At 67.2% G+C, this 22,638-nt stretch carries 18 protein-coding genes and 1 pseudogene; 11 read left to right on the forward strand and 8 right to left on the reverse strand.

Annotated features, from left to right (window positions below):
• Positions 1 to 498: 498 nt before the first annotated feature.
• Together NM1_RS44115 and NM1_RS44120 are read left to right on the forward strand one after the other, a co-directional pair.
• Complete coding sequence (locus NM1_RS44115) at positions 499 to 945, forward strand: hypothetical protein (RefSeq protein ID WP_255286209.1); 447 nt, start codon at positions 499 to 501, stop codon at positions 943 to 945.
• A gap of 810 nt (positions 946 to 1,755) precedes the next feature.
• Entirely contained in the window at positions 1,756 to 1,989 is a 234-nt protein-coding gene (locus tag NM1_RS44120; RefSeq protein WP_255286210.1) for a hypothetical protein, read from the forward strand.
• A 1,404-nt stretch (positions 1,990 to 3,393) separates the two neighbouring features.
• On the opposite strand, the pseudogene NM1_RS44670 reads toward NM1_RS44120, so the two are convergent.
• Positions 3,394 to 4,818: pseudogene (locus NM1_RS44670) on the reverse strand (preprotein translocase subunit SecA); the annotation flags it as partial.
• A gap of 1,146 nt (positions 4,819 to 5,964) precedes the next feature.
• On the opposite strand from NM1_RS44670, the gene NM1_RS44135 reads away from it, so the two are divergent.
• Together NM1_RS44135 and NM1_RS44140 are read left to right on the forward strand one after the other, a co-directional pair.
• On the forward strand, positions 5,965 to 6,918 hold the full coding sequence (locus NM1_RS44135) for a hypothetical protein (protein ID WP_255286213.1): 954 nt from the start codon (positions 5,965 to 5,967) through the stop codon (positions 6,916 to 6,918).
• Between the two features lie 69 nt (positions 6,919 to 6,987).
• Entirely contained in the window at positions 6,988 to 7,110 is a 123-nt protein-coding gene (locus NM1_RS44140; RefSeq protein WP_255286214.1) for a hypothetical protein, read from the forward strand.
• 369 nt (positions 7,111 to 7,479) lie between these two features.
• On the opposite strand, the gene NM1_RS23575 is transcribed toward NM1_RS44140, so the two are convergent.
• Both NM1_RS23575 and NM1_RS23580 read right to left on the reverse strand, forming a co-directional pair.
• Complete coding sequence (locus NM1_RS23575; RefSeq protein WP_169814318.1) at positions 7,480 to 7,902, reverse strand: YbaB/EbfC family nucleoid-associated protein; 423 nt, start codon at positions 7,900 to 7,902, stop codon at positions 7,480 to 7,482.
• A 66-nt stretch (positions 7,903 to 7,968) separates the two neighbouring features.
• A complete protein-coding gene (locus tag NM1_RS23580; protein WP_068023731.1) occupies positions 7,969 to 9,645 on the reverse strand; it encodes a WXG100 family type VII secretion target in 1,677 nt (558 codons plus the stop codon).
• A gap of 254 nt (positions 9,646 to 9,899) precedes the next feature.
• Here NM1_RS23580 and NM1_RS42465 point away from each other — a divergent pair, with 254 nt between their 5' ends.
• The 4 genes from NM1_RS42465 to NM1_RS23600 all read left to right on the forward strand — a co-directional run bounded on the left by NM1_RS42465 (position 9,900) and on the right by NM1_RS23600 (position 14,084).
• Positions 9,900 to 11,033, forward strand: coding sequence for a lysozyme family protein (locus NM1_RS42465; RefSeq protein ID WP_068023734.1), 1,134 nt, complete (start codon positions 9,900 to 9,902; stop codon positions 11,031 to 11,033).
• Positions 11,034 to 11,131: 98 nt separating this feature from the next.
• Positions 11,132 to 12,271, forward strand: coding sequence for an asparaginase (locus NM1_RS23590; RefSeq protein WP_068023737.1), 1,140 nt, complete (start codon positions 11,132 to 11,134; stop codon positions 12,269 to 12,271).
• A gap of 91 nt (positions 12,272 to 12,362) precedes the next feature.
• On the forward strand, positions 12,363 to 12,845 hold the full coding sequence (locus NM1_RS23595; protein ID WP_068023739.1) for a hypothetical protein: 483 nt from the start codon (positions 12,363 to 12,365) through the stop codon (positions 12,843 to 12,845).
• Positions 12,846 to 12,923: 78 nt separating this feature from the next.
• On the forward strand, positions 12,924 to 14,084 hold the full coding sequence (locus NM1_RS23600) for an acyl-CoA dehydrogenase family protein (RefSeq protein ID WP_068023873.1): 1,161 nt from the start codon (positions 12,924 to 12,926) through the stop codon (positions 14,082 to 14,084).
• An 84-nt stretch (positions 14,085 to 14,168) separates the two neighbouring features.
• Here NM1_RS23600 and NM1_RS23605 read toward each other — a convergent pair whose 3' ends face one another.
• From NM1_RS23605 to NM1_RS23620, 4 genes are all read right to left on the reverse strand, one after another.
• Positions 14,169 to 14,588 carry a hypothetical protein gene (locus tag NM1_RS23605; RefSeq protein WP_157123995.1) on the reverse strand — a complete coding sequence of 140 codons (420 nt, stop codon included), beginning with the start codon at positions 14,586 to 14,588 and terminating at the stop codon, positions 14,169 to 14,171.
• 236 nt (positions 14,589 to 14,824) lie between these two features.
• The gene (locus NM1_RS23610; RefSeq protein ID WP_147288874.1) at positions 14,825 to 16,033 is read right to left on the reverse strand and encodes a cytochrome P450 family protein; all 1,209 of its coding nucleotides are present in this window, start codon (positions 16,031 to 16,033) and stop codon (positions 14,825 to 14,827) included.
• Positions 16,034 to 16,089: 56 nt separating this feature from the next.
• Positions 16,090 to 16,641, reverse strand: coding sequence for a DUF4254 domain-containing protein (locus NM1_RS23615; protein WP_246010816.1), 552 nt, complete (start codon positions 16,639 to 16,641; stop codon positions 16,090 to 16,092).
• Complete coding sequence (locus tag NM1_RS23620; protein WP_068023748.1) at positions 16,638 to 17,441, reverse strand: alpha/beta fold hydrolase; 804 nt, start codon at positions 17,439 to 17,441, stop codon at positions 16,638 to 16,640. Before NM1_RS23620 ends, NM1_RS23615 begins: the two co-directional genes overlap by 4 nt.
• Positions 17,442 to 17,615: 174 nt before the next feature.
• On the opposite strand from NM1_RS23620, the gene NM1_RS23625 reads away from it, so the two are divergent.
• On the forward strand, positions 17,616 to 18,857 hold the full coding sequence (locus tag NM1_RS23625) for a GAF domain-containing protein (protein ID WP_507762181.1): 1,242 nt from the start codon (positions 17,616 to 17,618) through the stop codon (positions 18,855 to 18,857).
• Positions 18,858 to 18,926: 69 nt separating this feature from the next.
• On the opposite strand, the gene NM1_RS23630 is transcribed toward NM1_RS23625, so the two are convergent.
• Positions 18,927 to 19,658 (reverse strand): IclR family transcriptional regulator, encoded by a 732-nt coding sequence (locus NM1_RS23630; protein ID WP_068023750.1) that lies wholly within the window; start codon positions 19,656 to 19,658, stop codon positions 18,927 to 18,929.
• A gap of 110 nt (positions 19,659 to 19,768) precedes the next feature.
• On the opposite strand from NM1_RS23630, the gene NM1_RS23635 reads away from it, so the two are divergent.
• Together NM1_RS23635 and NM1_RS23640 are read left to right on the forward strand one after the other, a co-directional pair.
• Complete coding sequence (locus tag NM1_RS23635) at positions 19,769 to 20,935, forward strand: pyridoxal-phosphate-dependent aminotransferase family protein (RefSeq protein WP_068023754.1); 1,167 nt, start codon at positions 19,769 to 19,771, stop codon at positions 20,933 to 20,935.
• A 230-nt stretch (positions 20,936 to 21,165) separates the two neighbouring features.
• Positions 21,166 to 22,512: an MFS transporter gene (locus NM1_RS23640; RefSeq protein WP_147288873.1), complete on the forward strand. Its 1,347-nt coding sequence runs from the start codon at positions 21,166 to 21,168 to the stop codon at positions 22,510 to 22,512.
• The last annotated feature ends 126 nt before the right edge of the window (positions 22,513 to 22,638 follow it).

Genomic DNA, 22,638 nt, shown 5'->3' on the forward strand with positions numbered 1-22,638 from the left:
CGCGGCGGGGATGCGAGCCAGGAGCGCATGTCTCTCGCGCGGGACCGTGGTGCTCGACGCGACCAGCAACTCGTCCAGCAGTGCGCGCAGGTGGTCCAGCCGGACGAATTCGGGCCCGTGCGAGTTGTCGCGCCGGGCGACGATCTTGGCGCGCACCGACTGTACCCACTGCGTGTAGGCGGCTGACGGCTCATTGTGAGGTCGGCCGGTCGCCGGGCCGTAGGCGGAGGCCAAGGTTTGGACCGGCGTGCCTCCGTATTCGGAGGGCCCGGTGGTGTTCGATAGTTCGGGTTGTGCCGCCGGTTTATCTCCGACGGCGGTGTGGTCGCCGATGGGCGAATCGGGGCTGATCGCCGTGACCATTGCGGGGTCGAAGCCGCCGCGTGGTCCGGCCACGCCGGGCTCTTCGAACGCCTCGTCCAGTCCTGCGGTGGGTGTTTGTGCGCGAGTGACCGGCTCTGCCGGGGCCGCTGTAGGGGTGGTGTTACGGCCCCGAAGTTGTATCTGCGTCGCGAGTTTCTCGATCGCGGAGACCTGGTGCGCGGTCAGGTCGTCGCCGCGGTGCAGTCCGGTGATCGCAGTGGCGGCGAGTTTGTGTTCGGCCTTGTCCAGGTGATTGACGTTGTCGAGCAGCATGTCCCGAGCGACGCCGAGGATCCAGTCGGCGACCTCCTCGCCTTCGGGCACGGGCCAGCGATTGTGGTCGGCGAATGCTATGACCGCGAAATGGATCGCGTGTGCCAACCGCGTGATCTGGATGGGCGGCATGCGGCGCAGGGGGTCCGCGCCCAGCATGGCCAGCACGCGCTGGATGTTGTTGCGGCCGTAGTGACGGGCCAGCGCCGTGGAAGCCGACTTGTCACCGGTCTGCGCGAGAAGCAGTGTGCTGTCGTCGATCGGCCACTCGCCGAATGGGTCGATCAGTGCATCCTGTTGTGCCGCTGAGGGTTTGGTCGTTCCAGCGGTGGTGCGGACCGGCGCTGCGCGCGGCCCCGTACCAGTCGAGCTCGGGTCCGGAGGCTTACCGTCCAGGCGCGCTGTGGCGAGGGGAGACGTTGGGCTGAAATCTGTTTCGCCGTGCTCACGGTCCTCGGCGCCGTCCCACCGCAACCACTCCGGTCCGTCGACGTGGAGAACTCCCTCACGGATGCCGGCGGCCACCATACCGGCGGGCGCGTGGATGCCGAGCCGGGCGCCGATGGCGTCGAGATGATGGCGGATCTCCGATTCCGGCATCGACAAGATCGCCGCGACGTCCCGCTGGGTGAGGCCCTTCGCGGTCAGGGTCAACACCGATTTCTGATCGTCGGATAGCCGCAGTGTTCCCGGCCGTTTCGTCTCCGTCTGTTTTGCGCCGGGGAAGGCGGTGATATCGAGGTCTCCGCGACGGGTTGCCTCGGCGACCGCCGCGGCCAGGGTGGTCGTGTCCAGCTGCTCGTTGATTCGCCTGGTAATGGCGCTCACGGTCCGCCGCGGTAGATCCAGGCGCCGGGCGATCACGTTGCGCGGCAAGCCCTGTGCCGTCATCTCGAGGACGGAGAGCTCGGCATCGGCGAGCTCGGCGGCCGTTCCGGGGATTCCGCGCTCGGTGGCGATCGAGCGGCCCAGGCGGCGCAGCGCGCCGGCGGCGATGGCCCGGACACCTGCGGCGTGCCAGCCCATCCCGGTGGTGGTGCGCGCGTTGTGGATATACGCGGTCTGATCCTCCGAGAGTCCCCGCCGGAATCGTTGGTGGAGGGCCTCGCGCTGGCTCGGATGGAGTCGATCGACCAGCTGCCCGAACAGGTGCAGGGGTGCCGCGGCGAGTGCCGCCACGACGGGGTCGGATTCCGTGACACCCTCCAGCGCCATGTAGGCGGTGACGACTCCCCGTTGCAACTGCCGGAGTTCCTGCGCGACATTCGGGTCCATCTCGGCGGCGGCAGCCGAATGCTTAGGTGCCACAACGGGTTCGACCGGGACGCCGGCATCGTCGACCGGCTGGTCTGAAGCGGGCGACTTGCCGGTTGGCGCGAGCGATTCTCCGGGAACGACGGGTGTGTCGGCGGCGGGCACCGGCGGTTCGGCGGGAGCCGCGGGTGCATCGGCATGCCCGGTGCTGCCGGTCGGTGTGAGTGCATCGGTCTGCCCGGCGGCGAGCCGTCCGGCAGGGGAGGCGACCAGTGTGCCCGGAACTGTTGGTGACGCGGACACGATCGATTCGGTGTCTTCGGACAGCGCTGACGATGGTGTGTTTGTGAGCGACCCCTGGGCCGCGACCAGAGCGCCCGCGCGGTGCTGCGTGTGCACCACCTGGGTAAGCAACTCCAGCGCGATCTGATGGGCGGCGAAGTCTTTGTGCTCCTGCGGCGCGTGCCGCGGGCGCAGCGCTTGTAATGCGTTCGCAACGTGGTGGCGCTCGGCATCATCCAGCTGAAGCAGGCTGTCGAGCAGGACATCGTCCGTCTTCTGGCGCAGCCAGTCGTCGACGTCCCGCCCTGCGGGGACCGACCATCCGTCGAGATCGGCGGCACGGAGCCCGGCGAAAGCAATCGCGTCCGCCAGCTGCTGAACCGGCCGTGCGGGTGGGCCGGTGGCGGCGCTCCAGCCCAGCGTGGTGGTTACCTGCTGGAGGACGGTCGGCCAGGAGCTCTGCACCTGCGCCGCCGGATTGCCCCGCTGAGCCTGCTGCAGCATCGACCCCGTGTCGGCCGGATGCTGCGGCCACCCATCAGCTGCGGCGGCCGGATCGGCGGCGGCATCGGGAGTCCCGGCGACGTGGCCTTGCCCGGCAACGGCATCGGGCGTTCCGGCGGCTTCGGACTGTCCAGCGACGACAGCGGGCAAGCCAGCGGTTGCACCGGATGCGGGGATCGGTGGCGGGTGCTGAGGTTGCTGCGGGGAGTTGGTCTCGGGGTTGACTGTGTGCGCGGCCGGTGGCGAGTTGGGGAGGTGGGCGGTGGCCGGATCATGGGTGTCGGACTTGCGGACGCCGACGGGCTGCAGCTTGTCGACCATCGCACTGAGATTCTTGTCGGCCTGGGCGACATTCTCCTGGGAGATCATGAGTTTGTCGGTGGCCTTGTGCAATTGTGCCTGGGAGTGATTGCTGGGCGTGGCCAGATGTTCGGCAAGTACGTTCTGGTGTGCGTCGAGCGCGGTTTGGTGCTGGGCATAGCGAATGATGGAAATCTGGGCTTGGGGGGTCTGGGCGTAGAGGGCGTCGTCGGGTGCGGTGAAGTACTGGACGCTGCCTCGGCCGCCGGCACGCGCGGCGCGGTTTTCGGCTTGGATATCCATGGCCCGGGATTCGGCCGAGCGGCTGGACATGATGACATGCAAGCCGCCGATGGCGTCCACTTCGGGGGAGATGGGGATGTCGATGCCGCGGCCGCCCTGCCGGTTGATCACGAGGACCTTGCCGCGTTCGCCGGCCTCGGCGATGATTTTCTGCAGTTCCGCTTCGGCCTTCTCACCGTGGCGGAGAAAGAATCTCGCATCCACCGCTACATGTTCGACATCGAGATCGTCGAGGAGTTTCGACAGTCTGCCTACGTCGCTGTTGCGGTTGCAGTGTGCCAGCACCGGGCGGCCCTGGAGCTGGTGGTCGCGGATGCTGTGGGCCATGGCCAGTCGCTTCGACTCCTGATGGCTGAGTTTCCCCAGCTCCTCGTGGGCGACAAAGTCATCGAGATGTTTCAGCTGTGATGCCTTGAAGCGCGGAATGTCGACGACATGTTTGACGCCGTGGTTGTTCCGCAGTTCTCCGGCCACGCCGTCGGCTGTGCCGGACAGGCCGAAGAGCACGTCGCTCTTCTCCGACGAGAACAGCTCCTGTGCGGAGATGGTCGTGGAACCTGTTGGGTCGTCGCGGATCTGGATGCCGTGCTTGGCCTCGACGGCCTGGGCCAGTCCGCCGTTCCAGCGGCTTTCGGAGGAGGTTTCGGCGTCGAACATCACCTTGTGCGAGGTGGAGTCGATGATGTAGATCTTGTGGGAATCCGGGTTGAGGATCTTGTTCCCGCGGCTGTCGAGCAGCGGATTGCCATTGGGTCCGGTGAGATATTCGGGGCCGAGTTCGGAATGGTGCCATACGACGTAGTGGTCCTCTGCGCCGTATTCCCATTCGGCCGTGGCGGCCATGTTCAGCCGGTGAGTTTCCTCGGGGGTGAGGTCCCGGCCGAGGATTTCCACGATCCTGTCGTGGCCCGCCTTGGTCAACTCCGTGCCGCCGCCGATCTGACCGGCCTCGCGGCCGAAATGGGTTTCGTTGAGCAATTCGGCGTCCAGGGCGCCGTGGAAGAAGGCGTGGGCGTCGTTGACCTGTTTGGTGACCGCGGCACCGGCGGGGTTGCCCGAGCCCTCGGAGATGATGAACGTGGCGTTGGCGAACACCAGGGCCTCATCGATCTCGTCGACACCGTTGGTCCGGGCGGGCGCGATATTTCCGCGCAGGTCGCCGAAGCCCGCATCGTTCATGGTGCCGACGTAAATGGTGGGTCGTCCGTCGGCCGGTGGTGTGTAGGGCTTGTCGGGGTTCATGCGCACGACGTCGAATCCATACTTGCCCAAGACCTTCCGATACTGATCGAAGGCCTCGTTGGCGAGAACGTCGCGGGTGGTGAGCACCTTCACCGGGTCACCGCGGGCGGCCCGTAGTGCCGCCGCCGCCAGGAACACCAGGGTTTTACCCTCGCCCGCCTGCATATTGCCCACACCGCCGTCGCGCGCGACCAGTGTGGCCATCACCTGCGTCCACCGCAGGGTCTTGCCCTCCTCGCGGCGGATGATCTCGATGATTGCCGTCGCCGCCTCACGCTCGTTGCCGTGGCGCAACATCCATTCGAGACCTTCCGGCGACACCAGACTCCAGTCTGTCGCGGTGTGGTCGTCGAGAATGGCCTCCGTCTCGGCCTTGTACTGAGCCGCCAGTTCGGCCGCATCCGGGGTTCCGTCCTGCCCTGGCTCGGTGCTCGCCGGATCCTGCTCGTCCCTGGTCCGACCTTGTTCGGAGTCCGGCTCAGCGGGTGGCGGTGCACCGGACTCGTCGGCCGGCTCTTCGGACTTCGGAACACCGGATTCCTCGGCAGCTTTCCCGGACTCCTCCACCTGTTCGGAAGTCCTTGGCTTTGAAGGATTTTCGGCACCTTCCGACCCCTCGGCGGCGGGTTTCGGCGTAGTTTCGGCACCGGACTTCGTGGCACCAACCGCTGCGGTGTCCAGTTTCGGCGGTGCGGTGGTCTCCTTGGCCGAGATCGGGTTCTCCGGCGCCTCCTGTGGTTTGCCGGAGGGCTCCGATGCCTGCGGTGGCTTCGGCTGTGCGGTGGCTTTGACCGGAGGCGCCTCCGAGGGGGCCGACTTCGGCGCCGACGTCTCGGGCGGTGATTTCGCCGCGGGCGTCGCCGGTTCACCGGTGACCACGACGGCATCGAGCTCGGCTTCCGCTGGTACGAAGGGCTTTTCGGTCAGGTCTGCCGGTTTTCCGGTTGGTGCTGCTTCGTCGATGACAGACCGTGCGCGGGCCGGTTGGCCGTCGGTGGAGGTGTTTACCGCCGCGGGCTCGTCGGCTCCGGTGGGCTTTCCCGGCTTGTCTGCGGCGATCCGTGCGGCGTCGGAGTCGTTGGCGGGCAGTGCATTGTGGTCCACGTCCGTGAGGCCGGTGGGTTTGTCGGGCTTGACAGTGTGGAGTTGCGCGGAGTCGTCGGCGGGCAATGTCCGGGGATCTACAGTGATCGACCCGCTGGACCTATCCGGCGCTGCCGTGTCGAGACGAGGGCCGTCGGAATCCTTGCCGGGCAGCACATTGAGGTCCACGGCTGTGGGCGCGGTAGGTTTGCCCGGCTTGACGCTCGAGGCCCGTGCGGCGTCGGAGTCGTTGGCAGGCAGCGCATTCGGCTCGGCCGGGGTCGGGGCGGGCTTGGTCGGATCAGCGTCCGGGACTTTCGCGGACGCTTCTTTCTCGGCGAGCCGTTGCAGCAGCCGGGCATGGAGGTCCCCGGCCGGGTGGCCCGACTGGGCTTCGCCAGCTGCAGGCTGCGCCCCGCCAGCTTCGCCGACCGGGTGCGGCGCAGCGGTGCCGGCTTTGTGCTGGCCGACGTCCACCGGCACAGGGTTGGCGTCCGAGGGGAACGAGACCTTCTTGGCATAGTTGACGTTGTCGGGCAGCGACAGGCCCAGATCCTTGGGCGGCGAATCGACGGAATTTTTCGCCGGGGCCGCCGCGGGCTCTTGGAGCAGGGTCGTGAGCAGTTCGTTGAGCAGTTTCTGACGCGACTTGGGCGGGCCGCTGCCAGGGATCGTGCCGTGTTCTCCGAGCGAATCGGCGAGTTCGCGCAGACCCCGTCCGGAGCCCGCCGGCGCGCCGCCGGCGGCCTCCGCCACACCGGCACCGGACGCGGAGACCTCCGGTACCGGTGTGGCGGAGCGGAGACCGGCCATGCCGTAACTGGCAGCGCCGAGGAGTCCACCGGTCATCGCCGGAAGGAGGCCCTCGGTGACCGCCTTGACGGTGAACTTCTCGCCCGACGCCGCGATGGACACTCCGACACCGGCGAGACCGCCCGTGAATGCGCCGACGAGACCGACGAACACCGTGCCCCCGACCTGGAAGGTCGCCCGCCCGAGGGTGCTGGAGGCACGTTCGGCGCGGGCCAGGGTGCTCGGGATGATCCAGCGGTCGCCGGCCACCTTGCCCGCGCCCGCGCCGACCGCGCCGCCGACACCACCGGCGCCGGCCGCGATAAGGGTCTGCTTCTCGTCGACCGACCCGCGCTGATCGTAGGCGACCTGTTTCAGCTGCGCCGCAAGGTTGATGCCGCCACCCTGTGCCACACCGATGGCACCGGCCTTCCCTGCCAGTCTCAGCGTTCCGCGTTGCGCGGCTGCCTTCGCGCTCAGCCCCGAGAGATATTCCAGCAGTTTGCGCTTGGCGATTCCTAGCGCGACCCTGGTTCGTGTCTCCGCGAGGTAGCGCATGATCGCTCCGCCGGCGCCGAACATGATCGCGGCGTGAATGACCGTCCACGCCAGGATCACCAGGAATCCGAGGACCATCCACTTGTTGACCTCGAAGCTGTTGGCACCCTCGAAAAGCTGTTCGGCCTGGCTGTCGAATTGGTCCGCCTGCTGTGAGAAGGTCTTTGCCAGGCTACGGAGCTGCTCCTCGAGCTTGTCGCCCTGCGCGCCCCGAATGGCGTAATGGCGCCTATCGGCCAGATTTTCGAGGGCCTCTGCCTTCTCGCGGCACCACTCGGCCTTGTCCGACAAATGTTGCCCGGCGGCACGCATCCTGTCTTCCAGGGCCTCGGGGAAGTGTCCCGCCGCGATCGCGACCACAGATGGTGGCAGCCATGGTGGCAATAGCAGACTCATACCCAGCCTGGCCCGTCAACCCTTGTCCGGCAACAGCGCTCATGCCCCCTACCGCAGCGACCGATCCAACTGAGCCGATTCTTGCCCGCCCCGTACCGGTTTTCCATCTGTGGGGATTCGTCTCGGCCGTCAAGCCGGAGGGTTCTGATCGCCCCGGAGGTAGGCGCGGATGTCGCGCAGACTGGGTGCTTCGGACATGATGTCGGGAAGATCGGGCTGATCGGCGAACTCGGCGCCGCTGATGGCTTTCTGCTGTTCGCTGGCGTGCCGGGCCGCCTCCTGGACGGCATCGACAATGGACCGAGCGAGCTCATCGGGAGCCTTCCGCAATGCCGCGGAACTCAGGGTCATGTCGACGATCACACCGCCGGCGTCGACCGTCACCTCCACCGAACGATCCGGTGAATTCGCCTGCACGCGTAGCGCTTCCAGCCGTCGGTAGGTCTCGCCCAACTGTGCCTGCTGCCGCTCGAAGGAATCGAGCAGCTCCTCGACCTGATTGCGCAATCCGTTGTTGGCCGACAGCAGGCCTTCACGCTTCCACCGGTCCACCACTCACATTCTTCTGGATTACCAGTAGTGGGAAGGTAGTTCACAACTCGGGCGGCGGGCTTCCCGCTATCGCCCGTGCTGCAACGCTGCCCGCGCCATCACAACCAACAGGCGGTGCAGCACCTTCGCCGGGCCGTGGGCGTCGCTACCCTGTAGTTCCACGGTGACGAACCCGGCCGCGAGGGCCTGGCCGGGGGCGAGCGCGCCATCGTCGAAGCAATGGTCACCGAGCTGGGACCGCCAGTGCTTGTAGCCGCTGACGATGCGGCCCAGGTTGTCTCGTTGCGCTCCGCTGACACGCAGATATTCGGTAATCAACGCACGCTGCACCTCTCGCCGGGCGCGGAGCCCGCCGGTGAGGTCGAGCGCGTGACCGAGTTCGAGCAGCATCGTTGTGTACATCGGCCGCCGTCGTAGCTTGTCGTCCGCGGATTGTGTTGCGACCCCGTCGCGTTCGATGAGTAGTCCCGGGTCCGCGGCGGCGGCTCGGGTGAGTACGATCCAGGGTTCCGGGGGCCGCGATGAACCGTGCGAGGAGCCCGACGCGGTTGCGTCGCTTCGATTCTCGACTCGCGACAACGGGCCTCCCTCGGAGATGGCGAGGCCGCTCAGGGTAATCGGGTGCTTCGTGAGCACGGAGTGGACGGCGTCGGCGATATCCTGTGCCGTCTGTTCGGCAATGCCCGCCGTCTCGAATCCGGTGAGGTCGAGATCGTGCCTGGCCGCCATCTCGCGCAGGATCCGCATGGCTTCGTCGTCGGTGACGGGTCTCGGTCGCGCGGCCGGGGGTTCTCGGCGCGGGGGAGTGGTGCGCAGCTTTTTCTCTTCGCCCGGTTTGGCCGAATTCGGTGGGCGCTCCGGAGCGCGTGGCGGCGAAACCCGTGGCGGTGTCTGGTTCTCCGCCGGGCTCGCGGACTTGGGCGCACTCGAGGACTGCGCTCGAGCCGAGTTTCGGGACCAGGGGGTTTCGGCAGGCGATCGCGCGGCAGTGCCGCGGGCCGCCGTGGTCGGATCGGCCGTGTTCGGATTACCCGGCGCCGAGCCGGGGCGGGCCGGAGCATCGGCTGCGGACTTGGCAGGGGTGGCGGTATTCGGGGCGGGGGTGTCCGGCGCGTAGGTGGTCGGCTGTTGTCCCCTGGTGTCCGGGTCGCTACCGGGATCGTTGCCGGGTGAGTTCGCATCGCCCGAATCCGGCTGTTGCGCCGGTTGCTGCTGTGCGGCGGGTTGTTGTTGGTTCGCGCTGGTAGCCGGGTCCGGCGAAACCGATCTGTCGTTCATCGAGTCGGTCGGTGTGCGGGACGGTCCAGCGGACGGGTTGCGGTCCGGGTATGCCGTGGTGGGCGAAGCAGTCGGATCTGCTGCCCCGGTCGGATTCGCGCCGACAGGGTCCGTGCCGACGGGGCCCGCGGGCGTGGGGTCTGCGGCGGTGGGATCGGCGCCCCGGATCTCCGGCGCACCCATCGCGTCCTGGTTTTCGAGCGTGTCGGTGATGTTGCGGACTTGCGGACCCATTGCGCGCACATTGGCAACCAGGTTTTCGAGACCTTCCATACCCTGCCTCGCGGCCGGCACATAGCTTTGGGCGAAGATCTTGCCGGGATCGTCATTTCCCCAGCACTCGCCCTGGTCGGCGAGGGCCCCCTGCAACTCGTTCATCATCTGGGCGGCTTCTTCTGCGAGCTGGTCGAGCCCCGCCGCCATCGCATCCATCTGGGCGGGATCGAGCCACAGGGATTCGCTCACGGTTCCACCTCGCCCACGTTCGGTTCCGGCGCCCGTGGCGTGTGTTGTGCGAGGTGGCCCGTCCACACCGGGATGATGGTGTGTGCCAACATTTGCCCGTACGCCACAGTATCGCCGGAGAGTCCCTCGATTTTGCGCGAGGGCGGACGGCAAGCGTTCCCACACCCGGGAACATTCGATAATCGACGCGTGTCGACGCTGTCTGCCCGGGTGAGAGCGTCGACAGTGTCCGCCCGGGTGAGAGCGAGGCGTCGATGGCCCCCGAAGGCACCAAGCGGCTGGGTGACCTGGAAGAGCTTCCGGATTGCGCACCGGCGGGATTGAAGGCGCTGTTCACCGAGGCCGAGGGAATCATTCAAGCCCAAGCCCAGAAGCTGGGGGAGGGCACGCCGTCCAAGGCCCCCGATCTGCGTCGGCGGTTGCGCAAGCTGGGGATCGACAAGCCCGACGATCGGTCGGTGATGATCGACAAATATGGCGAGCACAAGGACACGATGGCGAAGGCCACCGAGGACATCGACGGCGCGGACAAGGGCATTGTCGTGACGACCGAGGGGATCGGCAAGGTCGTGACGGATGCTTACGACGCCATCGATACCTCGGTGAAGGAACTGAATGGGAAGGTCAAGGAGTCCTACGACCACCTGGAGGATGTGACCGATAAAGACGGCAAACCGGTGAAGGATGAAAACGGCAATAACAAGAAGAGGATGCCGAGGAAGTGGGTCGACCTCCTGTTCGAGGGCGCCTGGGATACGTTGGACACGACATTCAAGCACGTCAGCGGAATCACGGACCGAGTAGCCACCGAGGCGGCCAGAATCCGCAAGGACCAGCCACCCGTCCCCCCTGCGAACAATAACGGCGGTGGTGGCGGCGTTCCCTTTGTGCCGCATCAGGGTGCAGGAGGTGGTGGCGGTACTCCGTGGTCTCGTAAGGCCACAGCCGCCGACTATGCCCCCTACAGGGGCAGCACCACCGTCGACCAAGCCATCGAGCAGGCCTTCGAGTTCTACTTGAAGGAGCATGTCCCCGCGGACAGTCCGTTGCGGACCAATAAGGCCGCTCACGATGCAGCGCTCGAGAACTGGAAGCGCGGTTATCGCGTGCTGATCCAGCGCGAATCCGGCGGTGACCCCAATTCCATGAACAATTGGGATGAGAATGCCGCCAAGGGAACTCCCTCCGGAGGGCTTACACATACCATCAAGCCCACCTTCGATTCGAACCATGTCAACGGAACGTCGACGAACATGCTGGACCCGGTGGCGAATGTCGCCGCCAGCATGGAGTACGTGACGAAGACCTACGGCGTCTCCGCCGACGGCAGCAATCTGCAGCAGCAGGTCCAGCAAGCGGACCCGACCCGTTCCCCGAAGGGTTACTGATCTCCCGCGACACGACCTGTTCTGTGTGCGAGGTCTTCGGATAGTCGGTGGTCCACGGCCGTACGCCGCTATCCTTCCGGAAAGGAAGGAAGTTCGGCATGGTGCGCTCGACCGTGATTCGTCTCTTCGGGCTGGCACTGGGCGTCACACTGATCGCGGGGTGCGGCGGTACCGATGCCCCGAAACAGGCTGGTACCAGTGATAACTCGGTATCCGGAGCCCCGTCGTCCACGCCGCTCCCGCCCGCCCCGGGAGCCCTTCCGCGCATCGCGGTCCTGGCCACCGGCGGCACCATCGCGGGCAAGTCCACCCCTGGTTCGGGCGTCGGGTACACGGCCGGCCAGGCCAGCGCGCAGGACCTCATCGACGCCGTCCCGGGTATCGACAAGATCGCCACGCTGCAGCCCGAGCAGGTCGCCAATGTCGGCAGTCAGGATATGACCGAGGAGATCTGGTTGACCCTCGCTCGCCGGATCAACCAAGTCTTCGCCGACAATGCCGCTGACGGGGTGGTGGTCACGCACGGCACCGACACCATCGAGGAGACCGCGTTCTTCCTCGACAATGTCGTCGGCGGCGACAAGCCCGTGGTGCTCGCGGGGGCCATGCGGCCGGCCACCGCGCTCAGCCCCGACGGCCCGGCCAATCTCCGTGCGGCCGTGACCGTCGCCGCGGCACCGCAGGCGCGGGGGCGGGGCGCGATGGTGGTGCTCAACGATACGATCCACGGCGCGCGCGATGTCACCAAGACGCATACGACGAGCGTGCAGACCTTCGTCTCGCCCAACTCCGGGCCCGAGGGCTACGTCGACACCGGATCGGTCCGATTCGTGAAATCCCCACTGCCACACCAGCGCCCACGCTTCCGGCTGCCCGACGCCGCGCCGCTGCCGCGGGTCGACATCGTCTACTCGCACGCGGGCATGCGCGCCGACCAGGTGCACGACGCGGTCGGCCACGGCGCGAAGGGCATCGTGCTGGCCGGTGTGGGTGACGGCAACACCGCCAAGTCCGTGATCGATGCGCTGGCCGCGGCGAACGACGACCGCGTGGTCGTCCGGTCCACCCGGGTCGGCGCGGGCGAGGTGATGCGCAACGCCGAAATCAACGACGACGAACTGGGTTTCGTCACCTCCGCCGACCTGAACCCTCCGAAGTCCCGGGTCCTGCTACAACTCCTGCTGGCCAACGACATCACCGACCCCACGCGAGTCCAACAGGAATTCGCGACCCGGTGAGAACCACACCACCACGCGGAATTCCGTGGCGGCGCAGCGTTGTGTGACGATGTCCGCGGCCCGTCGAGATGAGCGGTGGAAGGAACGGCGAATGCGGTATGTCGACCTCGACGCGACAATCGGCGAGATCACGGGGGTCATCAGTCCGACCGGCTACCTGAACCGGCTTCCCTCGTTCGTCGAGCACCTCCCCGACGGCGCGCGCGCCTTCGCGACCGATGCGGAGCATTACGACTTCTATGGCAAGCGGTGCGTGAAGGACTTGACACTCGAGGTCGTCCGCTTCGGCGAACCGAACAGCGGCGAGATCGAACTCCGGTTTCGGCACAATTGCTGGAAGCACGAGGAAGACCTGCACATTCGATACATGGGAGTGTCCGGTTTCGACGTCGATGCCCCCGGCGGTCCCGATTGGCGGAACCTCGCCGACGTGATCCTGGACGAGGTCCTGCCGAACGAGACCGGATGCACCCACGAGATCGCGTTCCGCCCGGGAACGCTCACGGTGACCTGCCGCGACCTGACGGCCACCTGGGTGGAGGCCGACTGCCCCGAGAAGCCTCGGCCGAGCTGACAGCGACCTCGGCCATCGGTAGCTGCTTAAGCTGGGTGGGGTGTGGAGGTGACCCCGGACCCGGAGGACGGTGACATTGTGCAGGGACTCGTCGTCGACACCGAAGTGCGCGGGTTGCTGCGCGGCAGCGTCGCGAAGCTCGCGGAAAAGTACGGTGCGGGATACTTCCTGGAGCGTTCGCGGGCGGGGGAGAAGGTCGACGAGCTGTGGTCGGATCTCGGTGCCGCCGGGTTGCTCGGCGTGCATCTGCCCGAGGAGTACGGCGGTGGGGGTGCGGGGCTGTCGGAGCTGGCCGTGGTCATCGAAGAACTTGCCGCACACGGTATTCCGCTGCTGCTCACCGTCATCTCCCCGGCCATCTGCGGATCCATCATCGCCGCCCACGGCAGCGAGGAGATGAAGCGGGCGTGGCTGCCCGGCCTCGCCGCGGGCAGCAAGAAGATGGCGTTCTGTCTCACCGAACCGGATGCGGGTTCCAACAGCCACGCGGTCAAGACCGCGGCCCGTCGCGACGGCGAGGACTGGATCATCTCCGGCGGCAAGTATTTCATCTCCGCCGCCGATGAGGCCGACGCGCTGCTGGTCATCAGCCGGGCGGGTGGACCGGCCGCGGCGACCCGTAATCCGTTGTCCTTGTTCGTGATTCCGGCCGACAGCCCCGGCGTCACCGTGCAGCCGCTCGACACCGCGGTGGTCTCGCCGGACCACCAGTTCACGCTCTTCTTCGACGACGTGCGCGTAGGCCCGGAGGCGCTCATCGGCGAACCGGGTAACGGCCTGCGGCAGGTGTTCGCGGGCCTGAACCCGGAACGCATTCTGGCCGCGGCCATCAGCTCGGGCATCGGCCGCTACGCCATCGACAGGGCCGTGCGTTACGCCAGACAGCGCCAGGTGTGGTCGGCGCCTATCGGTGCGCACCAAGGGATTTCACACCCCCTGGCCGACTGCCACATCGCGGTCGAGCAGGCCCGGCTGGCCACCTACCAGGCCGCCGCCCTCTTCGACCAGGGCGAAAACGCCGCCACGGCAGCCAATATCGCGAAATACGCCGCGGCCGAAGCCTCCCTGAAGGCCCTCGACCAGTCCATCCAGACCCACGGCGGCCTGGGCCTGTCCAAGGAATACGGCCTGGCGGAACTATGGTTCGTGGCCCGCCTCATGCGCACCGCCCCGGTAAGCCGCGAAATGGTCCTCAATTACGTAGCCCAAACGACCCTCGGCCTACCGGCGTCCTATTGATCGAAAAAGTGAGCAGCGCAGTGTAATAGCGCTACTACACGAGGTCATCCGAGACTGCCCGGTCGATACGCGGGGGTCGTTACCTCAGATCGTTTTCGTGCACGGTGTCCGCAGGTACGGCTGCCGGAGACTGGATCGCCGCCCGCCACGTAACCGGTCGGCGAGGGTGAGCGTGCGACCGGTACCGCGGGTTGGCAGGACGATCGTCCGCGTCGCATCGGTGCCGCCGACCGAATCGATGCGGTAGCTGCCGACCCAGCCGAATGGCATGAGATGGACGCGTTCGCCGTACTCCTCGAGTCGTTCGGTCACCTCGGACAGCACGTCCAAGGTATCGGCGACATCCGTCAGGACGTCGCGTCCCGTTCGACCGTGGTGTTCCCCGCAGGGGAGGGGGAGGTAGGGAAACCCGTTCACGACGATCTGTGCCGCGCGGGTGCGGGCGGCGGCGCCCCGGATTACCTTGACCGCCATTCCGGCCAGCGCGAGGTCACCGCGCTCCACACCCAGTGTCAGGAGCAGGCAGTCGAAGAATGGCCGATGCCGTCCGACGACGGACGAATCGAGAGGGGTGCCGCATGGACCGGGAGCCGTCACCATGTACTCGAATATTCGGCAGTGATCGGTGATGATTCGCATCGGTCGCTCTCGGGTCGGTTCGGCTCTCGTCTCATACTCTGCGTAGTCGGCGTGCGTCAGCCAATCCCTCGATGGGGGGTTGCACTCGGGTTGCATCGGATTCAGTCGATGAGGGTGACGTCAGCCCCGCTGAACAGGAGGTCGATCGCGCGCCCGCGCGGTGGTGACGTGCTCGGCAGCAGTCGCGCAGACGGCGTGAATTCGAACAGTTCATGCAGAAATACCTCGATTGCCAACTGCGCCAGCTGTTTACCGGGACAGACGTGCCTGCCGAATCCGAATGTCAGTGGGAGTTTCCCAGGACCGTGCAGAGCGAGTGGGTCGGCGAACGCTCGCGGGTCGCGGTTGGCGGCGCCGAACATTACCAGGACCGGCCCTCTCGGGAGCGTGGTGCCGCTACGCAATGTCACGGGATGCACGACGGCGCGTTTCCAGGCCACCAGGCCCGGGTCGAGTTGCAGTGTCTTCGCGGTTACTCTGGCCGCTTCGGCTCGGTTGGTGAGCAAGCCCCACCAATACCGGCCGGGGTCTCGGAGCATGCGCTGCACGCCCTGCTGAATACTGCCGCTGACGGTATGGACGCCTGCGGCAAGCGAATTCGCCACGGCGGAGACGGCGACTCGATGCGGGATGTCGGCCGCACGGAGCCTCGCGGGAAATCCGTCCGCCCCACCGCGTTCGACGGCATCGGCGCTCACGGTGAACAACCGGCCCAGAGCGCCGACCGCACAGGCCAATTCGCGGCCGCGCAGGCGCTGCCCGAGCAATCCGGACTGCGCGCCGCTCCACTCCGACACCCGGGGCCAGTCCTCGGGCGACAGGCCGACCGCCTCACCGATGACCCGGGTGGCGTAGGCGATCGACAAGGCCGTCACGTCGAGGGGGCCGCCCATCGCCCGATACGGGCTCAGCGCTCGATGGAAGTGCTCGGTCAGGTCCTCGAGGCGTTGTGGCCGCTCGGCCGCGGGGACCGTGAAGTGTCCGGCCGGGCCCGCCATGGTGTCCCACACCTGTTTGTGCATGGCCTCATCGGTCGAATCCGCGGTTGCCTTCGCGGGCAAGGGAATCAGATGCCGACACAGATGACCGACGGCGCGTGGGTTGGCCGCGATGCGCCCGAAACCTACCAGTGGCCGCAGCGAATTCGCGTGGGAGATCCCCGGATCGGCGGCCTCCAGCAACTCGCGCACGTCGTCGTACCGCCAAACCATACGCAGCCCGCTGGAGTGCGCATAGGTCGGTTCGGGCCAGCGGTGCAACCTCCGATAGCGGTCGTCGCGTTCGGCGAATGTCAGCTGGTTCGGGGTCAATCGCGCGAATGGGAACTCTCGTGTCACCGGCTTCCGATGCGCTCGTCCCAGATCGGTCACCAGTCGGCTTCTCTCGGTACGGGCAGGCGGCGGACTCCGTCGGTCACCTGCGCGATCAGATCGTTGTAACCGTCGGCCAATTCGGCCAGCCGATGCCAGGCGGCGTGCACGCGTGGTTCTGCCGAGCCCTCGGTCGAGGTCAGCGCGATCGTGGCTCGCACCTGTGTCTCGGCGAGATGATCGATCACCGACCCGAGCGTTTCGGTATGCAGCGCCACACCGTGACGGTGTTGTGGGATGTGCTGCTCGGTCCACACGTCGATGTCGTGGATCAGAGTGGCACGCGCATAACCCGTCACTTTCCCGGTGTCACCGGTCAGCCGCGCCCGGTGCATTTCGGCCAGCAGGTGCCCCCAGTGCGCGAGTGGATGCTCCGCGGCGTCGCCGATGCGAGGCGCGGCGTCGTCGCGCATCGAGTGCAGCAGATCTCGCGCCGACGGCAGCCGCCCGGGGCTCGCGGCCGCGCCCTCGACCAGCAGGGGCCGGCGGCCCGTCCACGCCGCGGGCGTGATTCGGGACGCGCCGGGTTCACAGGGCTGCCGGTTCACAGGAATTCGGAGACAACGGTGTTGAACCGATCCGGTTCTTCGGCGAACGGTACGTGACCACTGTGCTCGAACCGCACCGTCGTGGCCTTCGGCAGCTGCGTCGCCAGCCAGTCGTCGAGTGGACCGGGAAAGATCTTGCTCTGCGCACCGTAGATCAGCAGCGTCGGGACGGTGACCTCGGCCAGCACCGGTCGCAGATCGGCATAGGCCATGTCGTACCAGATGGCCGCGGCGGCCGACGTCGGTACCTTGGTCGTCTCCGCGTACGCAGCGTCGATCGCCTCCGCGGAAGGCGCATCGGCGAAGCATGCGGCGATGAACGGTTTGATCACCGTAGGGCGGGAGTGGCGCAGTCCCTGGACGAACACCGCCATATCGGATTCGGTGTACCCGCCCTGCAGCGGGAAATCCCAGTCCGCCGCGCCCAGGAAACGTGGGGATTGATCTACGAAGATCGCGGATCGCAAACGCCCGCACCCGAACTGGCGCACGTAGCTGAGGATGACCGCGGTTCCCATCGACCAGCCTGCCAGGCACACATCGTCGAGCGCGAGATGGTCGAGCAGGCTGTCGATGTCGCGGGCGTACTGCGCGAGGGTGTGGCCGTCATCGGTCTTCCCGGAGTTGCCGTGCCCGCGCAGGTCCACGGCGATCACCCGGTTGCCTTCGGCCAGCGCGGGGACGTTCTGCGCGAAGAATGTGGAGTTCATCGTCCACCCGTGAATGAGCACGACGGCCGGACCTTCGCCGTGGTCCTCGTAGTACATCGGCACGCCGTCCGGCAACTCCACATACGCCATCGCTGACCTCCACCCTGTCCGAAATATGTTTCATGGCACTTTCGCGGGTGCACGGCGCACGTGACCACACAGTCGGCAGGGGTTGCAATGACGTTGCAGCAGAGACAATTGCGGTAGCGGAGGCTCGGGGCTTACGCTCCAGCTATTGCCGACGACAACTTTGCACAGAAGCACTTGGCCAAGGCCCGAGATGACCTGCTTGCCAACGGACATGCACGGCAGGTGCGCTCCGATGTACGTGCCTCGTGGGACCGTGCGCGCCGCCGCGGGCTGCATCCCAACCGTCATCTCCCGCAGGTCGTGCTGACCGCCGACGAACTGCGGGAGTACCGGGAGAACGACCCGATGGGTACCGTCCTGCCGACGCTGCTGACCTCACTGGACGCCGCGGCGTCGGAGCCGGGACACATTCTGTTCGTCGGCGATGCCCAGGGACATCTGTTGTGGGTGCGGGGTGACGCCTCCACACGCCGAGTGGCGGAACGTGCGAATCTGGTCTCCGGGGCGCGGTGGAGCGAGGCGGGCGCGGGCACCAATGGTGTCGGTACCGCGCTGGCGCTCGGTAAGCCGTTCCAGGTGCGCGGGGCCGAGCACTACCTGTCGCTCGCCATGGAATTCACTTGCACGGCGGCCCCGATTCGGGATCCCGCTACGGGAGCCGTGATCGGCGTAGTCGACGTCACCTGCCGCCGCCAAGACGCTCGCGCCATGGCGTTACCCCTGGTGACCGCGGCGGCCCGGTTGGCCGAAGCGCATCTCGCGGACCTGTACCGTCGGCGAGATGCCGAGGCGCGCACTCGGTATGTGGACCGGATCTCCGCTCGCTCACCCGACTGGAACGCCTTGTTGTCGGTGGACGGGCGGGTGCTGCACGCGGAGCCCGCCGGTTGGTTGCCGACGATCTGGCCGGGGGCGCTCGTGGAGGGGCCGGCGACGCTACCCGACGGCCGCCCCGTTGTCCTCGAACGCCTGTCGCAGACAGGTATGTTCGCGGTCCGTGCTCCGCGCCGCGGTGTCCTCGATACACGGGTCGCCCACGTGACAGCCCTGGGGAGGGACCGTGCGCTCCTTGATCTCGACGGAGCCGTCCATCAGTTGAGCGCCCGGCACAGTGAGCTCGTTGTGCTCCTGCTCGCGCATCCCGAGGGCATCACGGCCGCGGCACTGGCCGAACAGGTCTACGGATCCGGCGGCAAGGTCGTCACCGTGCGGGCCGAACTCGCCCGGCTGCGGCGGATACTCGGGTATCGGTTGATCGCCAACCCCTACCGCATCGATCCCTCTGTCACCGCGGACTTCCAGCAGCCCGGTGACCGCGCGGCCGGGCGCACAGTGCTGCCCAGTTCGCAGGCCCCCGGAATCATTCGGCTCCGCCACCGCTTCGATCGGGGTGACGTCCCCTTCGGCCTCGCCTGACATCGTGATTTCCCTGGGAGTTCCGGCGTCCGCTGATCGAAACATCCTGCGGTACAGGGTTTTCCGCCACTATCCGAGCCGCGCGCCGAGGTCGGCTGCCGCCGCGCTCACCGCTGCCCCGAAGAACGGCGTGGATTCGTCGGTGAGGCGGCTGATCGGGATGTTCACGCTCAGGCTCGCGATCGGTCGTCCGGCGCCGTCGCGGACCGGCGCGGCGACGGCGCCGACATCGGACCGCCACTCGCCGCGATTGACCGCGTACCCCTGCTCGCGGACGGCATCCAGTTCGGCGCGCAGTGCGCCGGGATCGGTGATGGTCGTGTCGGTGTATCGCGGTAGCTCGTCGGAGAGCAACTGCCCGATGTCGTCGTCGTAGGCCAGGACCGCCTTGCCATTGGCGGAGGCGTGCAAGGGAAGTGCGTGGCCGAGCGCCATGCTGGTGCGCACCGGCTTATCGGTCTCGAGCCGTTCGATCAGGACCATCTTGCCGCCCTCGGGAACCGTCAGGTGCACCGTCTCCCCGGTGTGCCGCCGCAGGTCCTCCATGATCGGCAGCGCCGTCCCGCGCAGCCCGAGATCGCCTCCGGCGCGGCCGCCGACCGCCAGCGCCTTGGTGGTCAGCACCCATCGCGTGATCTCGCCGGCGGCGGGGCGGATCCACTCGGCCGTGTCGAGCGTGGTCAGCGCCCGCTGCACCGAACTCTTCGGCATATCCAGCACCCGGGCCAGCTCCCCGACGCCGACCGGCTGCCGAGCCGCGACCTCCTCGAGCACGCGCAGTGCGTTCAGGACACTTCGCACAGTCTCGACTCCTCCACTGCCTTGACTCCTCCACCGCGCATCCCTACCCTTACCGAACCTTATCGCGGAACAGTGTGCCACATTGTGGCACAGAACGGAAATCGGTTGTCATGACTGCTCGCACCGGACGGCATTTTCTGCAGATCCCCGGACCGACCAACGTCCCCGACCGGGTCCTGCACGCCCTCGCCCAACCGACCATCGACCATCGCGGACCCGACTTCGCCGATCTCACCCGGGACCTGCTACATCGTCTGAAACCGGTGTTCGGCACGGACGATCCGGTCGTCATCTACCCCTCGTCGGGAACCGGTGCGTGGGAGGCGGCGCTGGTCAACACCCTCTCGCCCGGCGACCGCGTGCTGGCCTTCGAAACCGGTCACTTCGCGACCCTGTGGCGCGATATGGCCGAACGACTCGGGCTCACAGTCGAATTCGTGCCGGGGGACTGGCGGCGGGGCGTCGATCCGGCCGCCGTCGCCGAACGGCTCGCCGCCGACACGTCGCACGGCATCGCGGCGGTGATGGTCGTGCACAACGAGACCTCGACCGGGGTGACCAGCCGGATACCGGAAATCCGTGCGGCCATGGACGATTCGGACCATCCGGCGCTGCTGCTGGTCGACACGATCTCCTCGCTGGGCTCCATCGACTACCGGCACGACGACTGGGGCGTCGATGTGACGGTCGGCTGCTCGCAGAAGGGACTGATGCTGCCGCCCGGCCTCGGCTTCAATGCGATCAGCGACAAGGCGCTGGCGGCGACCCAGCGGTCGCGGCTGCCGAGGTCCTACTGGGATTGGGCGAACATCCTGGAGGCCAACGAGAGTGGTTTCTATCCCTACACCCCGGCCACCAACCTGCTCTACGGCCTCCGGGAGGCGCTGCTGCTCCTGGAGGAGGAGGGCTTGCCGAATGTCTTTGCGCGGCACCGCCGCCACTCGGCCGCGACCCGGGAGGCCGTGCGGGGCTGGGGACTCGAGGTGCTCTGCGCGGACAAGCGCGAATACTCCGACTCCCTGACCGCCGTCGTGCTGAGCGAAGAGCACGATGCCGACAAGGTCCGCCGCATCATTTTGGAACGGTTCGACATGTCCCTGGGCACCGGCCTCGGCAAGCTCGCCGGGCGGGTGTTCCGCATCGGCCACCTCGGGTCCCTCAACGATCTGACGCTCGCCGGAACGCTGTCCGGCGTGCAGATGGGCCTCCAGCTCGCCGGAGTCCCGGTCGACCCGGCCGGTCTGCAGGCCGCGCTCGAGGTACTGCGCGGCGAATGAAACCCGGTTCGGCGTAGCGCATTCCGGTGACGGCACGGATGCGCGCAGCCGATCCTGGACGTCCTCTCCACCCTTTTCGCTCTCCGCTGGGCACGTCGTAGGCCCGCTCCGACGGCACGGACACGACGCTCGACGCTCCGCCACGAGCGATACCCACGCTCCGCGAACGAGCCTGGGCTCCACCATGAGTCGGCGCCGCCCGCGTCGGCCACTCACGAGGAGGTAGGTCGTTGATCGAGACGACTTCCCCTGTCCGGCGCCTGTCCCACATGAAGCGGTGGACCTACATCCTGCCGGTCGTCGTATTCATCTATGTCATCTGCTACATCGACCGCACCAATATCGGTTTCGCCCTGCCCCACCTCGAGGCCGATATGAATCTGACGGGGGCCCAGCAGGGACTCGCCAGCGGCATCTTCTTCTGGGGATATCTGCTGCTGCAGATTCCGGGCGGCTACATGGCCGAGCGGTGGAGCGCCCGGTGGTGGATCGCGATACTGATGGTGCTGTGGAGCGTGGCGGCCATGGCCTCGGGCTTCACCAACTCGGTCGGCCAATTGCTGCTCGCCCGTTTCCTTCTCGGCGTCGCGGAGGGCGGTGTCCAGCCCGCGCTGATGGCCACCATCCGGTGCTGGTTCCCGTTCGCCGAGCGCAGCCGCGCCTACGCGATCTTCAAGCTGTACACGCCGATCGCGGCCATCGTCGCCGCGCCGTTCTCCGGCATCCTGCTGACCTACACCGACTGGCGCTGGATGTTCATCATTCAGGGCGGCGCCCCGCTGATCGTGGGGCTGATCGCCTGGCTGGCGGTGGTGCGCGATACCCCCGCGAAGGCGGGCTGGTTGTCGGACACCGAGCGCAACTACATCGAGAGCTCCCGCCTCGAGGAGGGCGAGCCGCTGCAGCACCGCGGAACCTTCAAGGCCGCCTTCACAAGTCGCATAGTCTGGCGGTTCGCGCTCATCTACACGCTCACCCAGATGGGCCTGCTCGGCCTCACGCTGTGGCTGCCGAGCGTGCTCAAGAAGGCCTTCCACACCGATATGAAGGTGGGCCTGGTCGCGATGCTGCCACAGCTCGCGGCGGGTGCGGCCATCATCCTGGTCGGCCGCTCGGCGGACCGACGCGGCGGGCACGTCACCCATATGTCGGTGGTGCTGGGCAGCGCCGCGGTGATCCTCGGCGGCGCGAGTCTGATTTCGGCACAACAGAAATGGCTCGTGCTCGGGGCGATGATCCTGGGCACGGCCGCGTCGATCGCCTGGTACGGGCCGTTCTGGGCGACGGTCACCAAGCTGGTGCCCGCGGCCGCTGCCGGTGCGGGGATGGGTCTCATCAATGGCGTCGGGAATCTGGGCAGCTTCTTCGGACCGTATGTCGGCGGCTGGCTCAGCGATCTGAGCGGCGGGGGATACGCGCTCACCCAGGTGTTCTTCGGCGCGGTATTCGGCACTGCCGCACTGCTCGTGCTGACCTTGCGCAAGCAACTGCGGGAGGCGACGGGTGCAGCCCCGGTGCCGGATCCGCCCGAGCCGGATCGCGCACCCGCGGTCCAGCCTCCGCCGCAGCCAGCCTGATCACGCGCACCGTCGGCGGCCTGATGACGTGCGTGATCAGACCGCCGACAACGCCGGTCCGACCACGCTGGTCCGACCACGCCGGTTCGGCGAGGAGCGTTCGGCGAGGCCGGTCGCCCACGTCAG

Source organism: Nocardia mexicana NBRC 108244 (assembly GCF_001613165.1).
Classification (GTDB): domain Bacteria; phylum Actinomycetota; class Actinomycetes; order Mycobacteriales; family Mycobacteriaceae; genus Nocardia; species Nocardia mexicana.

Coding starts and splice junctions, on each gene's coding strand:
- NM1_RS42465 (WP_068023734.1), top strand. CDS start 9,900: ATGGCCCCCGAAGGCACCAAGCGGCTGGGTGACCTGGAAGAGCTTCCG.
- NM1_RS23595 (WP_068023739.1), top strand. CDS start 12,363: ATGCGGTATGTCGACCTCGACGCGACAATCGGCGAGATCACGGGGGTC.
- NM1_RS23590 (WP_068023737.1), top strand. CDS start 11,132: ATGGTGCGCTCGACCGTGATTCGTCTCTTCGGGCTGGCACTGGGCGTC.
- NM1_RS23620 (WP_068023748.1), bottom strand. CDS start 17,441: ATGGCGTATGTGGAGTTGCCGGACGGCGTGCCGATGTACTACGAGGAC.
- NM1_RS23635 (WP_068023754.1), top strand. CDS start 19,769: ATGACTGCTCGCACCGGACGGCATTTTCTGCAGATCCCCGGACCGACC.
- NM1_RS44120 (WP_255286210.1), top strand. CDS start 1,756: ATGGAGTCGATCGACCAGCTGCCCGAACAGGTGCAGGGGTGCCGCGGC.
- NM1_RS44135 (WP_255286213.1), top strand. CDS start 5,965: ATGGAGGTCCCCGGCCGGGTGGCCCGACTGGGCTTCGCCAGCTGCAGG.